The 25,901-nt window shown below is 32.9% G+C and carries 26 protein-coding genes and 1 pseudogene; 5 read left to right on the forward strand and 22 right to left on the reverse strand.

What is annotated here, in order from left to right:
• Positions 1-256: 256 nt before the first annotated feature.
• From BK054_RS18855 to BK054_RS18760, 14 genes and pseudogenes are all read right to left on the reverse strand, one after another.
• On the reverse strand, positions 257-412 hold the full coding sequence (locus tag BK054_RS18855) for a DUF3179 domain-containing (seleno)protein (protein WP_156860109.1): 156 nt from the start codon (positions 410-412) through the stop codon (positions 257-259).
• 84 nt (positions 413-496) lie between these two features.
• Positions 497-664, reverse strand: a complete 168-nt coding sequence (locus tag BK054_RS18385; RefSeq protein ID WP_156860102.1) for a hypothetical protein — start codon at positions 662-664, stop codon at positions 497-499.
• Complete coding sequence (locus tag BK054_RS18225; protein ID WP_006263932.1) at positions 651-1,301, reverse strand: DUF3179 domain-containing (seleno)protein; 651 nt, start codon at positions 1,299-1,301, stop codon at positions 651-653. The genes BK054_RS18385 and BK054_RS18225 overlap by 14 nt, the downstream gene beginning before the upstream one ends.
• A 237-nt stretch (positions 1,302-1,538) precedes the next feature.
• Positions 1,539-2,864, reverse strand: a complete 1,326-nt coding sequence (locus tag BK054_RS16030) for a DUF389 domain-containing protein (RefSeq protein ID WP_071307537.1) — start codon at positions 2,862-2,864, stop codon at positions 1,539-1,541.
• Between the two features lie 16 nt (positions 2,865-2,880).
• Complete coding sequence (gene nhaA / locus BK054_RS16035; protein ID WP_006263934.1) at positions 2,881-4,203, reverse strand: Na+/H+ antiporter NhaA; 1,323 nt, start codon at positions 4,201-4,203, stop codon at positions 2,881-2,883.
• Between the two features lie 285 nt (positions 4,204-4,488).
• Positions 4,489-4,905 (reverse strand): annotated as a pseudogene (tnpA, locus tag BK054_RS16040) (IS200/IS605 family transposase).
• A gap of 51 nt (positions 4,906-4,956) precedes the next feature.
• Entirely contained in the window at positions 4,957-5,133 is a 177-nt protein-coding gene (locus tag BK054_RS18230) for a DUF4372 domain-containing protein (RefSeq protein ID WP_006263936.1), read from the reverse strand.
• A 47-nt stretch (positions 5,134-5,180) separates the two neighbouring features.
• Positions 5,181-6,086, reverse strand: coding sequence for an omptin family outer membrane protease (locus BK054_RS16045; protein ID WP_232234299.1), 906 nt, complete (start codon positions 6,084-6,086; stop codon positions 5,181-5,183).
• A 75-nt stretch (positions 6,087-6,161) separates the two neighbouring features.
• A complete protein-coding gene (locus BK054_RS16050; protein WP_006263938.1) occupies positions 6,162-6,983 on the reverse strand; it encodes a M12 family metallopeptidase in 822 nt (273 codons plus the stop codon).
• A gap of 250 nt (positions 6,984-7,233) precedes the next feature.
• Complete coding sequence (locus BK054_RS16055) at positions 7,234-7,863, reverse strand: response regulator (protein WP_071307538.1); 630 nt, start codon at positions 7,861-7,863, stop codon at positions 7,234-7,236.
• Positions 7,864-7,952: 89 nt separating this feature from the next.
• Positions 7,953-9,947 (reverse strand): sensor histidine kinase, encoded by a 1,995-nt coding sequence (locus BK054_RS16060; protein ID WP_232234300.1) that lies wholly within the window; start codon positions 9,945-9,947, stop codon positions 7,953-7,955.
• A gap of 94 nt (positions 9,948-10,041) precedes the next feature.
• On the reverse strand, positions 10,042-10,278 hold the full coding sequence (locus BK054_RS16065) for a hypothetical protein (RefSeq protein WP_006263941.1): 237 nt from the start codon (positions 10,276-10,278) through the stop codon (positions 10,042-10,044).
• 406 nt (positions 10,279-10,684) lie between these two features.
• Positions 10,685-11,545, reverse strand: a complete 861-nt coding sequence (locus BK054_RS16070) for an Ig domain-containing protein (protein WP_006265599.1) — start codon at positions 11,543-11,545, stop codon at positions 10,685-10,687.
• Positions 11,542-11,667, reverse strand: a complete 126-nt coding sequence (locus BK054_RS18760; protein ID WP_006263943.1) for a hypothetical protein — start codon at positions 11,665-11,667, stop codon at positions 11,542-11,544. Before BK054_RS18760 ends, BK054_RS16070 begins: the two co-directional genes overlap by 4 nt.
• A 545-nt stretch (positions 11,668-12,212) precedes the next feature.
• Between BK054_RS18760 and rfbA the strand changes: the two genes are divergently transcribed.
• Positions 12,213-13,070: a glucose-1-phosphate thymidylyltransferase RfbA gene (gene rfbA, locus BK054_RS16075; RefSeq protein ID WP_071307540.1), complete on the forward strand. Its 858-nt coding sequence runs from the start codon at positions 12,213-12,215 to the stop codon at positions 13,068-13,070.
• A 59-nt stretch (positions 13,071-13,129) separates the two neighbouring features.
• On the opposite strand, the gene rfbB is transcribed toward rfbA, so the two are convergent.
• The 5 genes from rfbB to BK054_RS16100 all read right to left on the reverse strand — a co-directional run bounded on the left by rfbB (position 13,130) and on the right by BK054_RS16100 (position 18,683).
• The gene (rfbB, locus tag BK054_RS16080) at positions 13,130-14,179 is read right to left on the reverse strand and encodes a dTDP-glucose 4,6-dehydratase (protein ID WP_071307541.1); all 1,050 of its coding nucleotides are present in this window, start codon (positions 14,177-14,179) and stop codon (positions 13,130-13,132) included.
• A gap of 15 nt (positions 14,180-14,194) precedes the next feature.
• A complete protein-coding gene (locus BK054_RS16085) occupies positions 14,195-14,503 on the reverse strand; it encodes a hypothetical protein (protein ID WP_006263947.1) in 309 nt (102 codons plus the stop codon).
• Between the two features lie 96 nt (positions 14,504-14,599).
• On the reverse strand, positions 14,600-15,721 hold the full coding sequence (gene wecB / locus BK054_RS16090; RefSeq protein ID WP_071307542.1) for a non-hydrolyzing UDP-N-acetylglucosamine 2-epimerase: 1,122 nt from the start codon (positions 15,719-15,721) through the stop codon (positions 14,600-14,602).
• Positions 15,722-15,908: 187 nt separating this feature from the next.
• Positions 15,909-17,309: a UDP-glucose 6-dehydrogenase gene (locus tag BK054_RS16095; protein WP_006263949.1), complete on the reverse strand. Its 1,401-nt coding sequence runs from the start codon at positions 17,307-17,309 to the stop codon at positions 15,909-15,911.
• A gap of 372 nt (positions 17,310-17,681) precedes the next feature.
• Positions 17,682-18,683 (reverse strand): hypothetical protein, encoded by a 1,002-nt coding sequence (locus BK054_RS16100; protein WP_071307543.1) that lies wholly within the window; start codon positions 18,681-18,683, stop codon positions 17,682-17,684.
• Between the two features lie 502 nt (positions 18,684-19,185).
• On the opposite strand from BK054_RS16100, the gene BK054_RS16105 reads away from it, so the two are divergent.
• From BK054_RS16105 to BK054_RS16115, 3 genes are read left to right on the forward strand one after another with little or no spacing between them, the layout of a single operon-like run.
• Positions 19,186-20,298, forward strand: a complete 1,113-nt coding sequence (locus tag BK054_RS16105; protein WP_071307544.1) for a DEAD/DEAH box helicase — start codon at positions 19,186-19,188, stop codon at positions 20,296-20,298.
• A gap of 24 nt (positions 20,299-20,322) precedes the next feature.
• The gene (locus BK054_RS16110; protein WP_006263952.1) at positions 20,323-20,751 is read left to right on the forward strand and encodes a cold-shock protein; all 429 of its coding nucleotides are present in this window, start codon (positions 20,323-20,325) and stop codon (positions 20,749-20,751) included.
• A 12-nt stretch (positions 20,752-20,763) separates the two neighbouring features.
• Positions 20,764-20,955, forward strand: a complete 192-nt coding sequence (locus BK054_RS16115; protein ID WP_006258143.1) for a cold-shock protein — start codon at positions 20,764-20,766, stop codon at positions 20,953-20,955.
• 260 nt (positions 20,956-21,215) lie between these two features.
• Here BK054_RS16115 and BK054_RS16120 read toward each other — a convergent pair whose 3' ends face one another.
• On the reverse strand, positions 21,216-22,232 hold the full coding sequence (locus BK054_RS16120; RefSeq protein WP_232234301.1) for a hypothetical protein: 1,017 nt from the start codon (positions 22,230-22,232) through the stop codon (positions 21,216-21,218).
• A 1,011-nt stretch (positions 22,233-23,243) separates the two neighbouring features.
• Positions 23,244-24,128 carry a hypothetical protein gene (locus BK054_RS16130; protein WP_006258146.1) on the reverse strand — a complete coding sequence of 295 codons (885 nt, stop codon included), beginning with the start codon at positions 24,126-24,128 and terminating at the stop codon, positions 23,244-23,246.
• A 236-nt stretch (positions 24,129-24,364) separates the two neighbouring features.
• On the opposite strand from BK054_RS16130, the gene BK054_RS16135 reads away from it, so the two are divergent.
• Positions 24,365-25,195: an IS5 family transposase gene (locus tag BK054_RS16135; RefSeq protein ID WP_071307546.1), complete on the forward strand. Its 831-nt coding sequence runs from the start codon at positions 24,365-24,367 to the stop codon at positions 25,193-25,195.
• Between the two features lie 310 nt (positions 25,196-25,505).
• Here the strand turns inward: BK054_RS16135 and BK054_RS16140 are convergent, their stop codons facing one another.
• Complete coding sequence (locus BK054_RS16140) at positions 25,506-25,823, reverse strand: hypothetical protein (RefSeq protein WP_006258148.1); 318 nt, start codon at positions 25,821-25,823, stop codon at positions 25,506-25,508.
• Positions 25,824-25,901 lie beyond the last annotated feature (78 nt).

The raw sequence follows: 25,901 nt of genomic DNA on the forward strand, positions 1-25,901 counted from the left end.
ATTTTTGCTATTTAATTTAACAAGTCTATATTTCATCGTAACTGTTCTATTTTCTACTGCTTTATTACATTATACTTTTAGCGAGCATTCCAAGCAATTTGAAGCTTGATACAGATACTTTAGATTCAAAACCAGTTGTTGTATAGTTGATACGATTTCAACGACCTTGAAGATAATTATTTTTAAGAAAAACAATGTCCCTCACTTTTTTAGACAGTTTTTTGCTTTTCAGGCCTTTTAGACTGCCTGTTTTTAATTATAAATCAATGATCTGGGTGTTTGGATGAAAGCGTTTCCACGAAAACCAGTACTCATCAGATACCCGAATGAGCTCTAAATCTTGCTTATCATCTCCCGATTGATACTTTCCATTCAAGTCCCAACATTGAGTCTCTCCTCTGCTGTAATATATCTAGCTGGTAAATCTAACGTTAAATCCTGTCTATGATCCCAACGAAAACCAATCACATTGTTTTGGTGAGCTACTAAAAAGAAATTAGCCTTTTTTATTAACAACTAATCCTTGAGCTAAAACAGCTTGTTTTAAATAAGCAACGGTTGTATTATTTGCCTTATCTACAAAACCTATCACCCCTGTTCTAGCAGGAAAAGTCTTATCCTTATTTTTACTCGATAATCCTGGTGTCAGTTCATTCTGAAGCAACAATACGCTTCCACAAGCCTTTTATAGGAAGTTCAAAGGGTGTAAGGTCACCTTCTCTTAATACTAGCATTATAGGGTTTTTAAACATCTTCTTTACTTCCTCCCAAGTCGCTATCTGAAACGGAATCGCCACCAATTCACTAGTGTGTAGTTTCCCTATGAGTGATTCGAAGTTAGCCTGCTGATAAAAAGTTCCTGTCTTGCGGTCAGAGACTATCATATTAGCATGTTTAAACGAACTAACATATAAAGGTCCTATAGCCGTTACATCAAAGGGAATAATACTTCTACACATTGCACAATAGGTCAATGACACGGTCTTAGAACCAAACTGATCGTTAATAATGTGGTGATCGATGACATAATCTAAAGTATAACACTTTGTTACCCCATTGTATTCTATCACAGCTAACTCACTGCCATCAACCAGTAACTCTTCTGTTGTCACTGCTTTCATTTCCGTAAAATCTACTGAGACAAACATGCGTTCTTGTGTTAATCGATAAACCAGTAATACTCCGAAAATTGTCAAAACAAAAGGGATATAACTCAACCAAGACCAATAGTCAGGCCAATAAAATGTCAATCCTCCTGCAATTAATAAAACTACAATTGCTAATGGTAAGCGTACCTCCATATAATATACCCAGCGAACAGGTACAAACTATAACATTGTCATATAAACACCTGAAATACCTATCAATATAGATAAAACACTCAAGCAAACTAAAACTACTATTTCCATCTTTCTCTTTTTTACATATGACAATTTACTTCATTTTAACAATATATTTTTCTCATTAGTAACAAAAAAAGAAAGCCCCCTATTCACAAAATAAGTAAGGAGCTCTTTGATATGTTTTTAATTGCTAAATTACTCTTTAGTATATACAACTGGCTGGTATGTATTCACTACTAAAACAGTATCTACTTGTAATCGAGCTTTTAGCCAATTCGTGATACGTATCTTTTCTGAATTTTTTATAGGTGCAACACTATCTTTATACATTAACACCCAATCGACTTGACTAGTTGTATCGGTTAGATTTCGCTCTACTTTACCTAAAGATACTTGTTCGAGTGATGGGAACAATACTCCGATCTCTTTCACCAGACCAGGCTCGCTCACCTTGTACTTAGCTAACTCGCGCTTTAAATCATTAATTATAATATCTTTCTCTGCAAATGAGCGATCTTGCCTATTGAGTTCATTTAAAATTTCTGATTTGATATCTTTTTCATCTTGTTTAAATGTAAGATTTACTTCGCCCAAACCTTTTTCTTGCAATAATCTATTGTACAGCAGAATATTTTCTTCTGTTAGTTTTTTATCCAAAAAAGCAAGCTCTACTTTTTTAGGCTTACTATTGTAATTTATTTTTTTGTAAATTACAGTATATCCCCTATCAGTAAACTCCGAATCAATAAACTCCTCAACCGTTTTGGTAAATTTCTTTTCTTGAAATAGCGTATAAGCTAAATAGAAACTGGGTATTATCATAACCAGAATCAGCATACTAATTCCGTATCTAATACGCTTTTCTTTCTGGGTATCTAAAATAGATGATGTTGGATATTTCAAGTACTTAATTACAAAAAAAGTAGCTATACAAATAAAGAAGCAGTTAATTGTATACAAATAAAAAGCTCCAAAAAAGTAACTTAAATTAAATGTAGCTAAACCATATCCTGCAGTACATAAGGGAGGCATTAATGCAGTGGCAATAGCAACTCCTGGAATAGGGTTCCCTTTTTCAACTCTAGTAATAGAAATAACCCCAACAAGCCCACCGAAAAACGCAATCAAAACATCGTAAATTGTTGGAGAAGTACGAGCTAATAATTCAGATTGAACATCCTTAAAAGGACTAATGTAGAAATAAATAGCGGAGACCAATAAACTAACAATAGTAGCAATAATTAAATTCTTTATAGCTATTTTAAGCAACAAAAAATTATACGTCCCCAATGCAAATCCAGCTCCAACAATCGGTCCCATCAATGGAGAAATTAACATGGCACCTATAATTACTGCTGTTGAATTTACATTTAATCCAACAGATGCAATGATAATAGCGCAAGCTAAAATCCATAAATTAGCTCCCTTAAAAGCGATATTAGCTCTAATATTCTCTAGAACTTTCTCTCCTTTTTCTTCTCCTTTATGAAGATTGATGTAATCGAAAAACTTATTTGTCATCTACAATTCCTTTTTTCTATTTTTTTGCTTTACTCAAAACGTAATACCCTATCACTCCTCCAATTATAGAAGCAACAAAAATACCGATTTTAGCTTGAGTCATATATTCCTCACTTGTAAAAGCTAATGAAGTTACAAACAACGACATAGTAAAACCAATAGCAGCAAGAAGACTCAATCCAAAAAGGTTTTTAATATTCATCCCTTCAGGAAAAGGAGCTACTTTCAACTTTACTAAAACTAATGTAAAACCAACTACTCCCACAACTTTTCCTACTAATAAACCAAGAGCTACTCCAAGGGCTACATTTGTACTAAATAAATGATCAAAATCAATAGCTAAAGATACACCTGCATTGGCTAAAGCAAAAATAGGAATGATTATAAAAGTAACCATAGGATGCATCATGTGCTCTAAACGTTGTAAAGGCGGCGTTGCAGAAGCACTACTCTTTTCAATCTCTTCTAAAATATGCAATTGTTCATTAGTCAACGTAGGTTTGGTATTATCAGGATCTATTGCTTTGAATTTATCTAAAAGGACTTGTATCTTTTCACTGAATACCTCTTCACTAATTCTAACATTAGCTGGAATTGTAAATGCTGCCAATACTGCTGCAATAGTAGCGTGAACACCTGATAACAAAAACGCTGTCCATACTCCTCCAATTCCTAAAATAGCATAGAACAGTATATTTCTTACTCCCATTCTATTTCCTAAATACATTAGAACTAATATAGAAGATCCAACTAATAAATGCAAAGTTGAAATCTCTGAAGTATAAAAGAAAGCAATAACAAGTACAGCTCCTAGATCATCAACAATAGCTAAAGCAGTTAAAAACACCTTTAGTGTTAATGGGATTCTACTTCCTAGTAAATAAAGTACTCCTAATGCAAATGCAATATCAGTTGCCATAGGAATTCCCCAACCATTAGACATTTCTCCACTTGGATTTAAAACAAAATAGATAACAGCAGGAACAACCATTCCACCCAATGCCGCTCCAATAGGAAGCATTGCCTTTCTTGGATTAGATAACTCCCCCGCTACAATTTCTCTTTTTAACTCTAAACCTACTACGAAAAAGAAAATTGCCATCAAGCCATCGTTAATCCAATGATGTAAACTATATTCGAAAAAACTATTTCCTGCCCATTGAAAACCAAACTTATATTCTAAAATATGATGATAATGTTCTTTTAAAGAAGTATTGGCTAATATAAGTGCTATAATTACACTTAATCCTAATACTATACCACCAGACTTTTCTTGTTTAATAAATCGTTGTATAGGTGATACCATCCTCTCAATTGGGGTCTGATCTAACTGCCTCATAAAATAATTTCTCTTTTTTAATGTTATAAATAGTTTACATTGTCCAAAAATAGAAAATTAATTTTGCTAGCTACTATAAAACAGTTCTTTCTATGGATTATCAATCTTATTTAACTTTTTTAATATTTTAACTGCATTTATATTACATTACAAACAAAAACAGGTCATAGATTCTTCTTATCCTATTGCCAGTTTTTGTTGTATTTCTGACGTCTTAGAACCCTATAGTAAAAAGCCCCCATTAAAAATGATGGCTTTGTTTTTCAGATTAGCCCCAAAGGGGTATTATGATTGATTATCATTATCTTCTTGATACTTGACATATCGTTTTATCATATCTTCGTCCAATCCTACTGTACTAACAAAATATCCACGAGACCAAAAATGATTACCCCAATATGGCTTCTGTTTTAATGTTGGATATGTTTTAAAGAGTTTTATAGCTAATTTACCTTTAAGAATTCCCATAAATTCACTGATAGATACTTTGGGGGGGGGAATGGAATATACTAAATGAATATGGTCTTTCTGAATATTCATTTCTTGAACTTGAACACCTTTCCAACTACTAATCAATTGAATATCATATTCAATCAAACTCTTTATCATACCTTCCAAAATTTAGAAACGATACTTTGGTGTAAAAACTATGTGATAATCACATTTGTAATACACATGCGTTAATTTTCTATATTTACTCACTGTTTAAATGTTTTATAGTACAAACCTATAAAAGGCATAGCCTATAAAACATCACCACCGCCAAAGGCGGTGGTTTTCTATACTTAAATAAAATAACATAGATATAAGGTGAGTCCAACTATTAAATCCTTTGTTGTGTTTATCTGTTTGTTTTTCCTTTATATTTTTTTTGAATTTTAAGCAATCAAGTTTTGCTATTATTTGAAAGAACACTGTTATATTTAACATCAAGAGAGTGTTTTTTTTGTGATTTTTTTAAACGTTTAAGACGCTATTTATAAGGAACCTAAAAATATCTTTACTCCTATCCCTAGACTTAAACCACTTGAATGAACTTCATTTAACTGGGCGGTATGAGTTGTTCCATTGGCTTTAAAAAGTTCGTCTGTTCCTTTCTTTATTTTTATGTGTGTATAACTAGCCGATACAAAAGGTTGGATATGTCTTGCGAGTTGATATCCGATTCGCAGTGTGCTATTATATCCTACTCCTTTAGATTTATGTTTAAAACTAAGTGGTTGCCTTAGTTCCTCTCTAAGATTCCAAGTTGCTTTGGCTGTGTAATAAGGTAGATAGATCCCTGTAAGGTCTAAAGAAGTTTCCCATTTATGATGTCTAAAGTAAGTCTGTACACCTAATGTTATCCCCTGTAATTGAGGGCTGTATTTACTGTTAAGTTTCTTTTGGGGTATAAGTGGAATATCTCCATCTAACATATACAGCTTCTGATAACTTGCCCAATAGCCTATATGAGGACTTATAGACCAGAAATCATTAGACCAAGCAAGATAAGACAATTCTAATCTTGTTTTGATATGATGTCCTTTATCACTTTTAAGATTAAACTCTGAGGTGGTTACCAGCCTATTGTCGCCTGCGTAATCCGTATCGGTAACTCTTCCACTTAAGGTGGTTTTATAACTTAAGTCTAACTTTACTTGAAACTTAGACCATACTGTTAGAGCTGCTTCTGTCCCAATCTCTGGCCCATATAACTTCTCCCACTCTAGTTCTGAGAGTACATTAGGATACTGTCCAAACTCATTGCCTGCTATATTCCAATTTAGTTTTTCTTGATTCCAGTGTAGATAGGGAATAATATAAGAAGGAGGGCTTTTGACTTGACCAGACAAATAGGTTGACAAAAGAATAAGACACAATAGAAGATAATTTTTACGCATAGCCATCTATAGATAAAGTCTACCTCACACCAGGGCAAGGTAGACTGTTATTAAAACTAACCTAATGTATATAATTTAGTTTCTTGGATACACTGTTGCAATAAACTGTTTATCTGTTGCTGATAAAACAGAGTTATTTCCTACGCTAAATCCATTTGTTGTAAGAGCGCTGCTTATGCTATAATGCATAATTGACTGTGTATCATAAGCGCTATACTGAGTTTGCGTAGTTGAATAAGTTGCAAAAAGATTGTTATCCACATCTTTTTTACTCCAATAGTTCGGATAACCAGCGTAATAAGCATACACTTTATTTTTATCCCATGGAATATTCGTTAAAGGATGTTGGTGCTCGTGTATCATTCCTAGCGCATGACCAAACTCATGGATAACTGTTCTGCTGAACTCTGTATCGCTAGTTGAATCATTAAACCAACCAAAGTTCATTGTTTCTTCATTAGAAGGAATACTAAGGGCTTGTGTTCCTAAATAAGAATACGATCCAGCTCCTTGAGTAAAAGTAACTCTAATCTGAGGAGTACCGCTTTCTACAAAGTTAAAAGTGATATTGGCATAGTTAGACCATTCTTGAGCGTATTGTTTAACCTTACTGCGAACATAAGGAGTTCCTCCATATAACCCTACAGTAATAACACTTCCATTAGGCCACTTTGTACTTCTGACAACAGCCCCTCTTGGATCAGTTCCTTTTGGATAAACATCCTTACAGACTTTCGCACCTTCAAATCCTGAAACAATATCAGCTTTAGGCACTGCTCTTAATTCTTTTAACCCCTTACTACTATCATTTGCTGGTGTATCATTGTCATTTGTATTACATGATACCAGAGCTACTGAGATGAATGATCCTAAAAGGATCTTGTGGTGTAATTTCATATTATCAATATTATTTTGGTTTATAATAACATAAATTTAACAACACTGATTCAATATAAAAAACTGACAACAAGACAATTAACTATATAGGAAGTCAACCTACAACAAGTGTTAAAAAAACAAACATTTAAGCAAATTTAAAGTATAAATATTAGTCATAAACAAAACAACACCTATAAAATCAAACTAAAAACACTTTTTACTCTTAAAAAACAAGTAATATATTGTAAATCAATATATTCTTAAAATACTAGAGCAATTGGTTGTATTTTATTATTTGAATTAATTCCTGATAATCTGTTACATTAAACTCATGTAGCATTTTACTTATTCGCTTTTGTATAGCACTTGTACTTAAAAATACAAAACTCTCTAACTGCGTAATTTTATATCCATGAGATAAATACATTAAAATCTCTCTGTTCTTAGGATCTAGAAGTGTATTTTTAGCAATTACCTTTTTTATAGACTCCTTGGCAATAGGGCTATAAAAAGGTTCTGATCTCTTATCATTATAAATCAAATCTTGTAAAGTCTTGGCAGAAAAATCTGATTTTACAATCAGTGCATCTATCGTTTTATTACGGTAAATACCATAAAGAATAAAGGCTTCCTCATGTGCAGTTATTAAAATAATATTACAATAAGGAAAGCGCTCTTTAATCATGGAAGTACAATCTAAACCTGACGATATATTTTGCTCTTCGTATACAGGCATATCATAATCTATAATAGCTACGTCAAGCTGGTCTAAACAAAGTATCTGACTATAGAGTTCTTCACAGTTTTGGGCTTTAATGTAAGTATTAGATTCATCGTTTAAAATAGAAATATATCCCTCTAAAGTCATGAAATGATCATCGGCAAGTAATATAGTCATATAATTATTTTATAAAAAACACAATGCAATTTACTATTAAAAAAAAATTACACAATATTATATTTATAAAAAATACAACAAAAATATCCTTAAATATTCTTTTGAAAGTAGGGAATTTCTAAACTAATCGTTGTCATCTGACTAATAGTAGATATTGTCATTTTTCCTTGTAGAGCTTCTAATCGATGTTTTATATTTTTAAAACCTAATCCTTTATCTATTTTCTTAGTATCGATACCAATACCATTATCGTGGATTTTAACAATAATATGGTGCTCACTTAAAAGAATAATCACTAAACACTTAGTAGCTTGAGCATGTTTATTTACATTTTGAAGCAATACTTGTACAATAAGGTATAACTGTGCTTTTTGGTACAATGTATACACTTCCCAATTAATAAGTCTATCAATAGAACACTCAAAAACAGTTTCGAATGTATTTTTCTGGCTTAATATTAAATTCTCAAGTACTAAACTAAAATCTTGTTCTTGGTTAAATAAGGTCTTGTGCATATTGTGAGATAAAGCTCTGGTCTGTGCTTCAATTTGCGTTAATTGATCTATTAACTTTTCTCTCTCTTTAGTTTGATCAGTTGACAGTTGCCCAAGGTTAATACGCACAGTAAATACCCTATTAATAATAGAGTCATGTAGGTCTTTGGCTATTTGTTTTCTTTGTTTGTTTTTTGCCTTATAGGTTATGCTTTGTTGCTGTAAAAGCAAAGCTTGAATCTGGTGTATAGCTTGTTGATCTTTTTGCTGATATAAAAGTTTTTTATTTTTCATTTGCAAACTAAGCACAATAAAAAATACAATAGACAGTATAACTACAAGTAAAATAACTCCTCCTAAATATGCATTTCTTTGCTTTAGAAGATCATTTCTCTTTTCTATTTCTCCTGTTTCATATTCGATGCGAGCAAATTTATTTCTCGTTAGACGTTCAAGAGTTCTTATGCTATCTTGGGTTCTGAGATAAAGAGTGGTATAGAGCTCTTTGTCCTGAACATTATATTCGGATAAAAATTTTAGACTTTCTGTCAATTCATAAAGATTCTTATCTTCTGCAGCCATAGTATAAGCTTCCTTCATTAAAACTAAAGCCGTTAAGGTATCTTGCTTTAAAAGATTTAACTCCGCTATTCTTATTTTACTAGCGACAATACCTTGTTTATGGTTAATCTGCGTCCGAATATCTAAAGCAGATTCAAGCGTAGGTTGTATCACTCGAGTATCCTCACAAAGAAGCATCTGATTATAACCGTAGTTATTTAAAACCATTGCCTTTAATCTGGGAAAACTATCTACATACTGATTTCTAAGTGCAGTTTGAAAGTAAGTTTTGGCTTCTTCTAAATTACCTACTTCTTGATAATACCCTCCTATATTATTATAATAGGATAGCCAAGAGCGCTGTAAATTAAATTTGTCATATCCTTCTTCTTCTAATCTATTTAGTAATTCTGGTATTTTTACATAATACTCTAAAGCACCTCTATACTCTTTCAGCTCTTTCAGTACTGACGCCATTTGGAAGTTGGCCTCATAGATAAGTCTAGTATTTTTTTGTTTGGATAACACTTGTAGAACTTGGGCTATCGTAGTCTCACTCTCTGTATAAACCCCTGTATCGTGTAAAACACCAGCTTTATAAGAAAGCATTTTAGCCCAATTAATACTATCCTTTTGCAAGGCATAAAGTTTCTCAGCTTTGAGATAGTAAAAATAAGCACTATCTAAAATCTGTCTTCTATCGTAATAATCTCCTAAATACCAATAGGTCTTGGCTATATGTGCTGTATCTCCCTGTTGTTTTGAGTAAGAGTACAGTTTTTCTAGATTTTTTTTAACCTTTTTATCCCGCTTTATCCACTCATAGCGGTTAGCTAATCTCAAAAGTGCTTCTCTAGTTAAAGAGTCATTAGGTCTTTTTATTATCAAAGTAGCAATACTATCTAGATAAACTTCTTTATCAATAGCCTCAGCATAACCTTCAAAATAGTTTGTTTCTTTTGTTTTTTTCTCTGCCACGCCATTACAAGATAGAAAACAAAATAAAAATAATAATAAACTAAAACGCATAACGATTGCTTTATAATCAAAACAATAAAGCGATTCAAAATGAATCGCTTTATTACACTGCAAAATCTATAACCTTAAAAAAGGTACACACTTATTATTTTCCTTTTCCTTTTCCTTCTCTCTTTGTTTTATCTTTATCTAAATCAAAATCACCACGATCACTCATATTATCATCAGAAAAGCTTTTCACTTCTAGTGTTGTTAAGACCTCCTGTGCCTGCTTTTCTTTTTGTTCTGCTTGTATATCTTGTTGTAAATTATCATCATTTGAACAAGATACTACTACTGTTGAAAGAGTTATTAGCCCCATCATAAAATAGATTTTTTTCATACTGTATCGATTTTAATAACTAACTATAAGAACAACCTCATAATTAGTCCTGGTTATTAATTAAGAATAATTATTCCTTTAGAATATTAAACATTTTCACTCTAAATAGATTTTTATTTATCTAATTAAATGGCTGATATAATTATAATAATTACAATAGATAGAAATCTAAATCACTTATTATAAGTTTTATATCATAAAATGAATAGATCTAAATTTCATTTATAAACTTATAACAATAATTAAACTCACTGTTGTAGTTTAAACTCACAAAATGTTAAAATTTTACACCATTGGGTATAATAACCGCACAGATCCTTCGGGGAATTAGGAATTAAACGAAAGAACCACCCCGCCCTACGGCCCCCCTCCCGTGTTAACACAATCCTGTAAGGAAACCTAATTCTTAATTCCCCGAAGGGGGCGCCTTTGGTATCGGTATTCCAGTTACTACGTTGACTTCTTTTCTACATCTGATGGCTATGTCTTTATACATTAAGGTAAACTCGGCGTATGGTTTATAGACTTTGTTTAGCTTAATACTATAAATCTGTTCTAGTGCGTAGGTCTTAGAGTCTCTAAAGATCACTCGATTATATCCGTCATAGAGAACAAAATCTTGTATAGAGATACCTTCTCTCCTAGGGCTAAACAGCTGATACTGTAATTCGCCTGTATGGGTTCCATCAATTATAATCTCGTCAAAGATGTGTGAGCTGACCAAAACATCATTTATAAAACTGACCACTTCTACTCTCATCGTGATCGATACATGTGGATTCTGTCTACTTCTAAGCGTTACATTCGTTACTCCTGTTTGCCCAAAAAACGTTTTGATGTATCCTTCACGATCTACTTTGATAATTGGATTATCCATAGTCACTTTAGATCGTCCTTCTCTAGAAGTAGTAATCTGTCCTTTATTTATAGTTAAAATATTGGGGTTTTCTACAGTCCATTTTAGCTGGTTCTGCTCAATATTTTTAATTTCTAGTAGATAATTTAGATTAAAAGTCTTATTCGTAACTAAAGATAATTCTTTTTGTTTAAATTGTAAGATCTGTTCTTGTACACGAATCTTCATACTCGCCTGAACGTTAGTATTCTTTACTTTGGCTGTAATTTTGGTTTCTCCTTCTGAAAGCGCTTTAGCTATGCTTCCATTTAAGCGAACAACACTTGGGTTTTCACTGAGCCACACAACTTGTTCTTTAGTTGCATTCTCAATTTTCAGTTCATTAATCAAGTCAAAACTATCGTTTATCAATACTTGTTTTCTTTATTGATAAAAATGATAGTCACTTCTTTTTCTCTAATGCCTCCATCTTCTGGGGAGCACCCTAATACTACTAACGAGAAAAGAGTTAGTAGTACAAGTTTTGCTTTCATAATGTTTTATATTAAAGAAGGCTTTCTTTTGCCCTCTCTTAAATTTAAGACTTGTAAAGCCCAAAGCCTCTTAAACACAAGCAGCAACCATACTATAAACCACTAATAATCAACACATAACACCTTTAAATCTATCCGAGTTATTAGAGATAAAAAAACAGTAAACCTAATTTATTTGTTAATTTTAGAGCAATAGGTATCTGTTTCAGATAAATAATAAAATGATACTTTTTCTACACTGTAATATTTTATCATTACTTCCCTTTTTGGTCTTTACAACAGCATTTATTTTATGCTTTTAAGGGGGTAAATGAAGTAGATATAGAAGGTCAGCTTCGCCTCTATTTCTTTAACCCAGATTAAGCATTAGCCAAATACTGCAAAGCAATTCTACTTCCTTTCTCTTTCATTAAGTCTAAAAACCATATTATAGTATGCTTTACTCACTAATTTGGCTCTATTTTGTATAACTACTCTTCGTTTATCTGTCTATTGCGTAATCTTGGTTTAAAAAATCATTAACTTTATCCCTTTATTATTTTAAGATGAAAGGAATTATTCTCGCTGGGGGATCGGGAACTCGATTACACCCTCTTACATTAGCTGTCAGTAAACAACTGATGCCTGTCTATGACAAGCCTATGATTTACTACCCTTTATCCACGTTAATGCTAGCGGGAATCAACGAAATTCTGATTATCTCAACTCCTACTGACCTGCCTAACTTCCAAAAACTTTTAGGAGATGGTAGCCAAATCGGTTGTTCATTTACTTATGCGATACAGGAAGAACCAAACGGATTAGCACAGGCTTTTATTATCGGAGAGGAATTTATAGGTGATGATCACGTAGCGCTGATCTTAGGAGATAATATCTTCTATGGCAGTGGAATGTCTAAACTATTACAATCGTGCGTAGAAAGAGCAGAACCGACTATATTTGCCTATTCTGTAACGGATCCTCAACGCTATGGTGTGGTGGAGTTTGATCAACATAAAAATGTACTCTCTATAGAAGAGAAACCTCTAGAACCTAAATCTAACTTTGTAGTGCCTGGGTTATACTTTTATGACAATGATGTAGTGAATATCGCCAAGACTATTCAACCTTCTAAAAGAGGGGAATATGAGATTACAGACATCAATAAAGAGTATTTCAGACAAGGCAAATTAAAGGTGGGAATACTAGACAGAGGTACGGCTTGGCTAGATACAGGCACTTTTGCTTCTCTGATGAAAGCAGGTCAATTCGTCCAAGTCATCGAAGAGCGCCAGGGATTGAAAATCGGGGCTATCGAAGAGGTCGCTTATCGCATGGGGTATATCACAAAAGAACAATTGCACCATATCGCTAAACCTCTGTGCAAAAGTGGGTATGGGGAATATTTAATGACAATAGAATAACAATTTATTAAACCAAGTAAAAAGACCTTGTACTATGTCGAAGTACAAGGCCTTTTTACTTACTTTTTATATTGTTGATGATAGTACTCTTGATATGCTCCACTGGTTACATTGGTTAACCAATTTTGATTATTCATATACCAATCAATGGTCTTAGCTAATCCTTCTGGGAAGGTTACGGATGGACTCCATCCGAGCTCTTTATTAATCTTCGTTGCATCAATCGCATACCTTAGATCATGTCCTGGTCTATCTGTTACAAAAGTGATTAATCGCTCACTCTCTCCTACTTCTCGACCTAAAACTACATCCATCTGCTTACACAGCTCTTTGACTAAATCTATATTTTGCCATTCATTAAAGCCTCCTATATTATAGGTCTCTGCATTCTTTCCTTTATGGAATACATCATCTATGGCTCTGGCGTGATCTAAGACATATAGCCAATCGCGGGTGTACTTCCCATCTCCATAAATAGGTAGGGGTTTCTTATTGATGATATTGTGAATACAAAGTGGGATTAACTTCTCTGGGAAGTGATTAGGCCCATAGTTATTAGAACAATTACTTACAACATAAGGCATCCCATAGGTCTTTCCATAAGCGCGCACAAAGTGATCTGAACTTGCCTTAGAGGCTGAATAAGGTGAATTAGGGTCATAAGACGTCGTTTCGGTAAATAAACCTACTTCGCCTAGTGCGCCATAGACTTCGTCTGTACTAATATGGTAAAATCGATTCCCTTCCCAATCGCCTTGCCATAAGGATTTAAATGCTTGTAATAAATTGACTGTGCCTAAGACATTCGTGCGTACAAAAGCAAGCGGGTCTGTAATAGATCGGTCTACATGAGACTCTGCTGCTAGATGAATCACCGCATTAAATCGCTCTTTTATAAATAGCTGCTCTATTGCTTCTTGATTGGTTATGTCTTCTTTTATAAAATGATAGTTCGGAACAGCTTCTATATCTCTTAAGTTCTCTAGGTTACCTGCATACGTAAGTGCATCTAGGTTATAAATCTGATAGTCTGGATATTTCTGTACGAAAAGCCTTACTACATGTGATCCTATAAACCCTGCGCCTCCCGTAATAAGTATTTTATTCATGCTCCTTGTCTTTTTTTATTTTTTAATTCCACAAAAATCTAAAACTACTTTACCTTGCGGTATTTCTAATGTTTTAAACTCATTATGTGCTACTAAGAACACAACGATATCTGCTTTTTCTACCGCTTCTCTATAGTTCGTTAATTTAAACACTTTATGGTCTTGTATGTTTGGTTCTACAATATGAATCTTTCCTGCATTAATGGTATCTACCACATGCTGAGAGATATCTACTCCATGTACACCTATTTTATTTTGTGCTATTAATGCAGATGTTGGTAATCCTATGTATCCTAATCCTATTGTTACTACTTGTGTATTCATTCATTATGTTATTTTGTTGTTTTGTGATTTCGTTTATATCATAAAACATTATCTTATCTCTATATTTCTTTTCTATTAGACGCAAAATATGCGTCTCTACTGTAATTGACTAATAAATTCAACAATACGTGCACATGCTTTTCCATCTCCGTAAGGATTGTGTAAGGCTGACATCTTTGCATAACGAGCTGAATCTGTCAATAGGCTATTCGCCTCTCTTACAATCTTCTCTTTATCTGTACCTACTAAGATTACTGTTCCTGCTGCTACGGCTTCAGGACGTTCTGTTGTATCTCGCATGACTAAAACTGGTTTTCCTAAACTCGGTGCTTCTTCTTGTATTCCTCCACTATCTGTAACAATCATATAACTCTTATTCATCAACCATACAAATGAAGGGTAAGCTAATGGATCTATTAATTGAATATTATCTATTCCTGATAGGATTTCGTAAACTGGGCCTTTTACATTTGGATTTAAATGTACAGGATAAATGATTTGTACATCAGCATGTGTTAAGGCTATTTCTTTTAGTGATTCACAGATACAAATAAATCCATCTCCATGATTCTCTCTTCTATGTCCTGTAACAAGTATTAGTTTCTTAGACGAATCTAAAATCTGTTTTAATTGTATGATTTCTTCATTTTGCAAGTCTTCTACACGCTCTACACTTTCTAATAAAGCATCAATAACTGTATTACCTGTAACTAAAATATCTTTGATTTTGATATTTTCTCTTAATAAATTTTCTTGAGATGCTGTGGTTGGTGCGAAGTGATAATCTGTCACACGGCCAGTGATCTGACGATTTATTTCCTCAGGAAAAGGTGCTCGTTTATTATGTGTTCTAAGGCCTGCTTCTACGTGACACACCTTGGCTCCACTGTAGAAAGCAGCAATACTAGCTGACATCGTTGTTGTAGTATCTCCATGTACATATACATAATCAGGCTTGAACTCCTCTAAAACAGGCTTTAATCCTGTGATAATATCTCCTGTTAAAGAATACAAATTTTGATTGGGTTTCATCAAATTCAAATCATACTCTGGTACAATATCAAAAAATTCTAAAACCTGGTCAAGCATCTCTCTATGTTGTGCAGTTACACATACACGTGTATCAAATTGATCATTGTGCTTCTTAAACTCTTTTATTAAAGGAGCCATTTTGATAGCTTCTGGTCTTGTACCAAATACAATCAAATTCTTTTTCATAGTTAAATAATATGTGTTAATGTCTGTTTTTACTTTTTTAAAAAACAGTTAATATCATCAATTTAATAGTCTCTTCTTATATTACATATGTAATAAAATTCATCTAAATATAAGAGATACTCTAAAGAATATAAATCCTAATATTTTATATCCTTGCATTTTTATTGCTTAATTTACGTGTTAAAGTTTATTTTCCTCTACCTATTGTATAAACTTCAAATCCTATATCTTCTAACGCTTGGCGATTTAATATATTACGACCATCAAATATAAATGCAGGCTTCTGCATCTTATCGTAGATACGTTGCCAATCGTACGTCTTAAATTCATCCCATTCTGTCAATACAGCAATACCATGAGCTCCTTCTAGAGCAGTATAAGGATCTTGGTGAACTGTCAAATGTTTTTTATTCAACTCTGCTTCACGAGTCGCTAAGTAATCTAAATCAGACAACATCTGTTGTTCCGTTACTTTAGGATCATATACGTGGATCTGTGCTTCTTCCTCAATTAACTCATTGGCTACATAGATAGCCGCTGATTCTCTTGTATCATTGGTATCTTTCTTAAATGCCCATCCTAAGAAGGCTATTTTCTTATCATTAACCGTATTGAATAAAGTCGTTACGATATTTTCTGCAAAACGACGTTTCTGATGATCATTCATAATGATTACTTGCTCCCAATAGTCTGCTACTGCATCTAATCCATAAGACTTAGCGATATACACTAAGTTCAAGATATCTTTTTGGAAACAAGAACCTCCAAATCCTACAGATGCTTTTAAGAACTTGTTCCCAATACGGCTATCTGTACCAATAGCTCTAGATACTTCAGCTACATCTGCCCCTGATACTTCACATAGTTCTGAAATCGCATTGATAGAAGATACTCGTTGTGCTAAGAAGGCATTGGCTGTCAATTTAGAAAGCTCTGACGACCATACATTGGTACGCAAAATACGCTCTTGAGGCACCCATGCTTCATAAATAGATGCTAACGCTTCAATAGCTTCTCTTCCTCTCGGAGTTTCTGCTCCTCCAATCAATACACGATCAGGATTCATCAAGTCTTGAATAGCTGTACCTTCTGCTAAAAACTCAGGATTAGAGAGTATTTCAAATTCTACTGCATTGCCGGTTTGATCAAGAATTCGTTTAATTGCTTGTGCAGTTCGCACAGGAAGTGTAGATTTCTCTACTACGATTTTATCTGTCTTGGCTACTCGTGCAATCTGACGAGCACATAACTCAATATATTTTAAATCTGCAGCCATTCCCTTTCCTTTTCCATACGTCTTGGTTGGCGTATTTACTGAAATAAAGATCATATCTGCTTCATCAATAGCTTTATCTACATTGGTATCAAAAAATAAATTGCGTCCTCTTGCTTCACCAACCACTACATCTAAACCTGGTTCATAAATAGGCAACTTACTCAAATCCTCATCATTCCACGCTTGGATACGTGCTTCATTTAAATCTACTACAGTAATCTGGATATGTGGATTTTTCTGTGCAATAACTGCCATAGTAGGTCCACCTACATAACCTGCTCCTATGCAACATATTTTTTGTATATTCTTCATATAATCTCCAAAAGTATAATTCTTATTTAGAGTCTATTAACTCTTTTTGTCTTAATCCCTATTATCAGGGGCCATAAACAATAGGTGTAAAGTTAATTATTTACCTATTAAGTACAAGGAGTTTCTTTTATTTCTGAAATTGAATAATTCGGTTGTATGTGATACTACCATACCGTTGTATAAATGTATTATATATAGCATAGATTACCTTGATATACAAGTAGGTACCCTAATAAAGCGTCTTAATTTTTAATTCTCAAAAGGGATGAGATCCTTCGTTACACTCAGGATAACATACTGTGTAGACAATCGATGTGGTAAACGCAAGGTGTTGTTTCTACTGTTAAACAGTATACGTTGTCAGACGCATATTTAGCTTTCTTCTTCTAATATCACTTTATAAATTAAATAGGCTTCTTGGTATTGATTTCTACGGGTTAGGAATTTAGCTTCTTCTAATAATTTTTCTCTTTCTGCATGCACTCTTGAGCGATAAGACGTTGCTTTTTGGCTAATGGTTCTATCTTGAACGTAAAAGCCTGCTACATTTACAGTAAGTTTTTCTCTGACATAGATATATTCAAATTCGTTTAAATACGTTGTGGCTAAAGAATACTTTTTTTCTTCAAGATAACCATTGACCTTGTCTAATAAGACATAGGGATATGATGCGTGATAAGCTGTTGCTAAATCATAGGGTCTATAGATATTGTTATATTTCTCTTTTCTAAAGATAAGGTGATTGGGAAATAGGTCTTCTCTTTGGGTATATACTTTGGTCAAATAGTTTGCGAACTTTTTGGCTAATTCTTTTGGTAAATCTGATAGCCTTTTTTGTAATTTACCCTTGCTATAAGGAAGTGAACAGGTTCCTAATATATCCGATTGACAATAGTAATCAAAATGGTACATATAGCGTTTTCCGTTGTAAAGAACGATATAAGTAAGGGGCATTTGATTTCCAAAATAGGGTCTACAGTAAAAAACAGGAATAAAAACCGCCTGAATATCGACGTGTTCTTCAAACCAAATTCCCTCGTCATAAAACATCAGCATTTGGTTATCTGGAAGGCGTTCTCCGTAGTTTACACTTACTTTATTCTCTTCGTTAATCAGCTCTATAGAGATAATAGAATCATATCCATTTTTAGCAAAAATCCCCTTGCTATCATAGTTATTACAGGTCGCGCCTACTTTTATATATAGGCTATTCTCTCCATTGAGGTCACGCCAAAGTTTCACTACACTAACCTGATCCTCATCCACTTGCTGCCCCCACAGCAAAGAGCTCATCAATACACAACAACAAATAAACCATCGTCTTACTAAGTCGTTATGCTGCTGTACTATTGTTAACCAAGATATTGTTTTCATTCAAGTGATTTATACTGATTTTATATGTTCTTCCAAATTTACTATTCTTCCTCAATATTGCTAACGCCTTTTTGCTAAAAAGCGTATTTTATTTCTTAAACTAACATCTTATTTGAATTGTTATTTCTCTAATTTGAAATAAATACTTCATTATTCGATTATTAGTTATACCTTTGCACCTGTATTATTAGTTAATAGATTTCTGCCTTAGTTATTCTAAAATTAAATAGTTTTAAAAAAACCTCGTTTAATTTTACTTCCTTGGTCTTTACTTTATTTAACTCTTGATTCTTTTACAATTTCAATAGAAAGTAAAAGATGTTTCCCTGCTTATGCTCTTAGAGCTTTATTGCAAAAACAAAAGACCACTTACCTACGAAATATGAGTTTCTGATGCATAATAGAAAAACAAGTTCACTAGGATAGATAATACCAAAAGACTTTAAGACCCCAATAGTTTTAAAGCATATAAAGATAAAAGAATAAGTACAGGCAATAATAAATGAACTTTAAAGATTTAGCATTAACACAAGAGATACAAACAGCATTAACTAAAATAGGTTATTCTACAGCTACTGAAATACAACAAAAAGCAATCCCTCCTATTCTGGAAGGAAAAGATGTAATCGGTACTGCTCAAACAGGTACAGGTAAAACTGCTGCTTTTGCTATTCCTATTTTACAAAAACTGCACTCTACTCCTAAATCGACAAAAGGTATAAGAGCCTTAATTTTAGTTCCTACAAGAGAATTAGCAATACAGGTAAAAGATAGTTTTTTAGACTATAGTACTGAGCTTCCTCTTAAAACAGTAACTTTATTCGGTGGTGTACCTCTTCCTCCTCAAGTAAGAGCGTTAAAACAACATCCCGAAATTATCGTGGCTACTCCTGGTCGACTATTGGATCTAATCAATCAAAAAATAGTAAAGCTTTCTAATCTTGAGATATTAGTACTAGATGAGGCTGATCAGATGTTAGATATGGGATTCATACACGATCTTAAAAAAATTCTTAAATTTGTTCCTACTAAAAGACAATCTCTGTTCTTCTCAGCTACAATGCCTAAAGAAATAGAGCAATTCGCTAGAACGATCGTCTACAAACCTGTAAAAATAGAAGTAGCTGCTGAAGTAATCACAGCGACAACTATCGAACAGCAAGTATACTATACAGAGAAGAAAGATAAGAAAGCGTTATTACACACTATCTTAAAGGAGAATACGGAGTCTACATTAGTATTTACAAGAACGAAATACGAGGCTAATAACCTAGTAAAATACCTTCAAAAGGTCAATATGGTGGCGATGGCTATCCATGGGAATAAATCTCAAAGTGCTCGTGTTAAAGCATTAGATGATTTTAAAAATAAGAAAATCAATATCCTTATTGCAACAGATATTGCTGCAAGAGGAATAGATATAAGCAAACTTCCCTTTGTGATCAACTATGATATACCAGACAAACCAGAGACTTACGTTCATCGCATCGGTCGTACTGGACGAGCTGGAGTACAAGGGGTTGCCATGTGTTTTTGCACACCTGAACAACGAAAAGAGCTGAAGGATATTCAGCGATTCACAGGGATCAAAATGCAGGTAAAACAAGAAATTTAATATTAACTTAAAAACGCAATAAATATGGCTGATTCTTTTTCGAAAAAAGAGAAAAATAAAAAGAAAGCACAGAAAAGACAAGAGAAAGCATTAAAGAGAGAGGATCGTAAAATAAACAACAACAAAGGGAAAGACCTTGAAGATATGTTGGTTTATGTAGACTACAATGGTAATCTAACAGACGTTCCGCCAGAAGAGCAAGACATCGAAGCAGCTAAAAGGGAACTTGAAGAGCGCTTAGCGGCAGCTTCTGCTCCAGATACTGAATGCACTGGAGTAGTGACTTATTTTAGCAGTAAAGGTTTCGGGTTTATAACTGAAGATGATTCAAAAGAAAACATCTTTGTACACAGTAGTCAGTCTAATCAGCCATTACAGCAAGGTGATAAAGTTACCTTCAAAAAAGAAAGAACTCCAAGAGGCCTAAGTGCCGTTGAAGTAAATAAAATTTAAATACTTAATATTATGCAAGAAGGAACAGTAAAATTCTTCAACGAAACTAAAGGTTTCGGTTTCATTACTCCAAATGATGGAGGACAAGACATTTTCGTACACACAACTGGTTTAAACGAGAGAGTTCGTGAAAACGATGCAGTAGTTTATGAAGTTGAAAAAGGTAAAAAAGGATTAAACGCTGTTAACGTAAGAAGAGCTTAATTCTTTTTTAATAGGTACGAATATTTTAATGTTCCTACTTATTAGATAAACTAAAAAAAGGCTAAACAAAATATTTTGTTTAGCCTTTTTTATTTATCGCACGGATTGCAAATCCGCGCGAACTGGTATAGGTTGTTGGACATATACGATACACTTCTACATACTCTGGACGGATTGCAAATCCGCGCGAACTGGCATATATGCCGTATGTATGAAACTTAGTTCTCTATTCTTATTTCTCAACCTATAGATAAACACTCCTACAGATAATAATAAGATAATAATAAGATAATAATAAGACTCGTCACTACGACCATCAATATCACATTTCGAAGCTCATCGTTCTCGGTAGCTACTCTCTCTGTTTCATAAGCAATACGAGCAAAGCGATTACGCGTAGCATAATCTAGTTCTGCAAGATCATTACTCAAGGTTATAATTTCTTTTACTCTACTATTATTATCATAATGCTGATGGGAAACTAAAAACTCTAAGGCATTCTTCTGATCTACCTTTATATTCCGGTCAACTGCTAGTTGATATACTTTCTCAGCCCAGTTAAATGCTTGAATACTATCTTTATCTTGAAGATATAAGCTCGCTATAGTCATAGCCATTTCATTCATCACATAGCTATTGGTTAAGATAGCTGCTTCATCATAAGTATTCTCTAGTTGTTTTATATAATAATCAAACTCTGTTTGACTATAGCTTTTTAAACCATCCATAAACTCCGCTTTTGCGATACCTAAATTCAATACACTCTTTAATAAAGAGGGAATCTCAGGTATAATAAAGCTCAATCCTGTAGAAGCATACTTAGTTACTTCTTTATAATCTTCTAAATAATATGATACTTCTGACAAATTATAGTATAACATACTTTTTGCCATCTTTAATCTATTTAAATCTAGTATTTTATTTTGTTTAGCATCTTTTTGCATTAATGCTAGCGCTTCTAATAAATACTTTTTAGCTCCTTCAAAATCATTCTGATTCAAAAGACAGGTCCCCATTAATTGATTAGCCTCAAAAGGTATAGGGCTAAATGGGTAGTTATTTAATACTTGTAAAACACTTGCAACTTTGCTTTCACTTTCTATATGTAGACCTTTTTCAAAAAGAACACGGGCTTGATAAAATTTAAGCTCCCCCATCTTCATAGAATCTCCTATCTCTCTATAGATATTCTCTGCCTTAATATAGTAATAGAATGTACTGTCTAGGATTCCTAAATCATGATTATAAACTCCTAAATCATTGTATATACTAGCCAATGCATATCATCAGACTTTCTTTCGGCAAACTTTATTGCCCTTTGACTAAGTTTATAAAACGACGAAGAATCACGTGTTCAGCGCAATTGATTGAGAACACTATCAATAAAAACACGATTGTCAGGTGTGTTTTTTAAACTTAAAACTTTCTTTACACTAGGTTTTAAAGTTTCAGCTAAGCTATCCCTATAATCATCACTATACCACACTGCATATAGCTGATCATAATCAGTTCCATTCAATTTTTTAGACCGACTACAATTCACTAATAACAATGCAAGTACAACAAATAGAAAATTAATTTGGCGAAGTTTTTTCATATCAGTTTGTATCAATACATAACAAATGTAAACAATGATATTTGAATTCTAACAATAGTTCACATTTAGAAACTTAGTTTATCAATAAAAATAATGATAAACACAAGTTGATAGATTAACACGAGATGCACCACACATCATAGTAAGAGTACTTTTAAAAGAAAAACATCCTTTTACAGCAAAAATGAAGTAGGTATAAAAAAATACTCCCTAATCAGAATTGGAAGCCTGACTAGGGAGCGAGTCATCAAATAACAGATTTTGACAACAGTGCAATATTACTACCTTTTGAGTAAATATGCAATATTTTTAATACTATTTTTTACAAAAATTGACACAAAATAACTGATAATTCAATAAAAAACTCATTAACAGATACTTATATTACAATATACATAAACAAAGATGGGATATATACAAAAAAATGCTCCCTAATCAGAATTGGAAGCCTGACTAGAGAGCGAGTCATCAAATAACAGATTTTGACAACAGTGCAATATTACTACTTTTCCAGTAAATACAAGCAATTGAACGCATTTTTTTTCAAAAAAACATCACTTATATAAAACACTTATAACGAATATTTTAAAAACAAAAAAGAGCTTTAACCCAAAGGCTAAAGCTCTTTTTTATGTGATAGGATTCCCTTTTCACTATTTATTTAGGATTAAAAACATCTAATACACACTTATTATGATGTAAAACCCAACTGGATTAAGCTATCTTGTTGGACTAATTCTCCACTACTCTTATACACACTAATAGTATCTGTAGCCTTGTCTAATACTTCATAAAAATCTAGTTTACCCTCTTTATAAAAATAAAAGTACTTATCTTCTTCTCCGATACAAGTCTTGTCAGTTAAAACACCATCTTGATAAGTCAGCGAACATCTATAGCCTTTCTCAATAAAAAACTCTTCTGTAAGCACTCCTCTGTTGTCGAAGAACTGAGTGCGCTCGTTTAGTACATCTTTTATCTTCTGTATATTTCCATTTCGATAGTATACTTTATGAGCTTGATTAATATTGTCTTCTATACTCTCAACGGATTCATCCTCGTAATAACTATAAAAAATAGTATTATAATCTAATTCTAAATCAAAATGGATAACTTGTTTACTCACTAATTTACCTGACTCAAATCCTTCTACAGTAAAGATTCTATCTTCTAAAGAAAATCTAGAGGTAACTATATCTTCTTCTTTTACAGAACCTTCTACAGCTACTCCTTTTACAAAGGTTAAATCGAAAATACTTCCATTTACCTTACTTCTAAGTTTACATTCTCCATCCAGCAAGCCAAATTCTCCTACGCAGAACTCTCCATGAAAAAAACTATTATCGATAATGTATCCTCCTTTATCTAAAACCACTTGTTCAGTCTGGATTGCCTTTTCATAATAATCACAAAGTTCCTGTTGAGTATAGTTTTTACACTCTTCTGAATGAAGTCTTTGGTAGAGATCATAGTTAATTAAACGTTGAACTATAATTTCTGCCCCACAGTACACTTCATCTATATCGAAGAAGTATGACTGATCTAAAGTTATATATTTTTGTAGATTTTTATTCATATTGATAATAAAACAATAAAATTAACAAATTGTTTTATGTCGTCTTTTTTTGTTTTACTTACCTTCTTTTCTATACTCCTTATCAATTAATAGGCAAAAAGACAGAACAAGGACGACTAATATATTAACAAAACTAAAACATTTTATTCAATAAATAATGAAGTCGTCTTGACTTTTGTAAAATAAAGAAGGGTTATAGAAATTTGTGTCGCTAAACAAACAAAACCTACAACCCCGTGTACCAAGTACTCCACAAAGATAGTATAGAATTAGATATAGTACCTCACTTACCACTTCCAAAAAGAGGGTTTAAATCAAAAGCTCCACTTTATGAGATAGTTAGTACTATATTGTATAAACTAAAAACAGGTATCCAGTGGAGTTATTTAATAGTTCAAGCTTTATTTAGCACTCAAATATTAAGTCATAAAACAGTATTTGGTCATTTTCGTAATTGGTGTAAAGCTGGTGTATGGCAATCTTGTTGGACTGAATTATTAAAAAAGAATAAATCTCTTATTGATTTATCAAGTGGAGATTTAGATGGAAGCCATACCACAGCTTTAAGAGGAGGTGAACAGGTTGCTTATCAAGGTCGGAAAAAACGTAAGACGACAAACTCCTTATATTTTACAGATCGTCAAGGCTTACCTTTAGCTATGTCAGAACCGATAGCTGGAAATCACAATGATTTATTTGATATAGAAATCTATTTTGAAGATATAACCGATCAATTAACTAAAGCAGAAATACCTCTATCGGGATTGTTTATTAATGCTGATGCTGGGTTTGATTCACAGAAACTTAGAAAAATATTTAGTGATAAAGAAATAATAGCTAACATCTGTCCTAATAAACGAAATGGACAAAATAATGAAGATGATTATTTTGATGAACAACTATACAAAGAAAGATATGCGATTGAAAGAACAAATGCTTGGATAGATAGTTTTCGTTCTTTACTCAATAGATTTGACACCACACTTTCTAGTTGGATGGCGTGGAATTTTATGGCTTTTATTGTTATAGAACTAAAGAAATTTCAGAAAACTAAAAAGTCAAGATGACTTCAGTATTTAAACATGATAATTATCAAAAAATATGATTATTTTTTGTCCCTACTCTACTTATTTTAATTCTACTCGAATATTTATTCCTATCTTTTAACAGAGTCTATCCTATTTTTTATAGGCTGTAAGTCCTTTATTTAACTCAGATTCGCGATAGACATATAAACGAAAAGTAATTATACAAAATAGCTCTGAATTAGTGTGTAAAGCGTACTATAGTATGTTTTAACAACTAATGCAAGAGATATGAAGTAGAATTGCTTTGTAGCATTTAGCTAATGCGGAATCTAAGTTTCAGCTAGTTTCACTAGTTCTTTTTACCTCCATTTACTTTCTTATCTAGTCTATTCCACATAGCAAAAAGAAGAACTACTAAAATAGCATAACTCACTAACCAAGAAAGAACAGGAGACTGAAGAAAGAAATAAAACAATACTGCGATTAAAAATACTAAAGGATATAACATCACCAATACACAGAATGTTTTAGAAACAATACTATTCCAATAATACATCCCTTTTAGTTCTTTTGCCCTCGGCGAAGCCAAAGACATCAGAGAAGGAACGAACATCACTAAACTTCCTAAAAACACAAGGCTAACTATAACCCATAATACAATTTCCATACAAATAGTCCTTTTATGACACAAACTTACAAGAACAAGATGGATGATACCAATTCTCTAAGGTAAATTATTTAGTTA

Origin of the sequence: Myroides sp. ZB35, from assembly GCF_001865835.1 — a bacterium.
Taxonomy (GTDB): domain Bacteria; phylum Bacteroidota; class Bacteroidia; order Flavobacteriales; family Flavobacteriaceae; genus Flavobacterium; species Flavobacterium odoratimimum.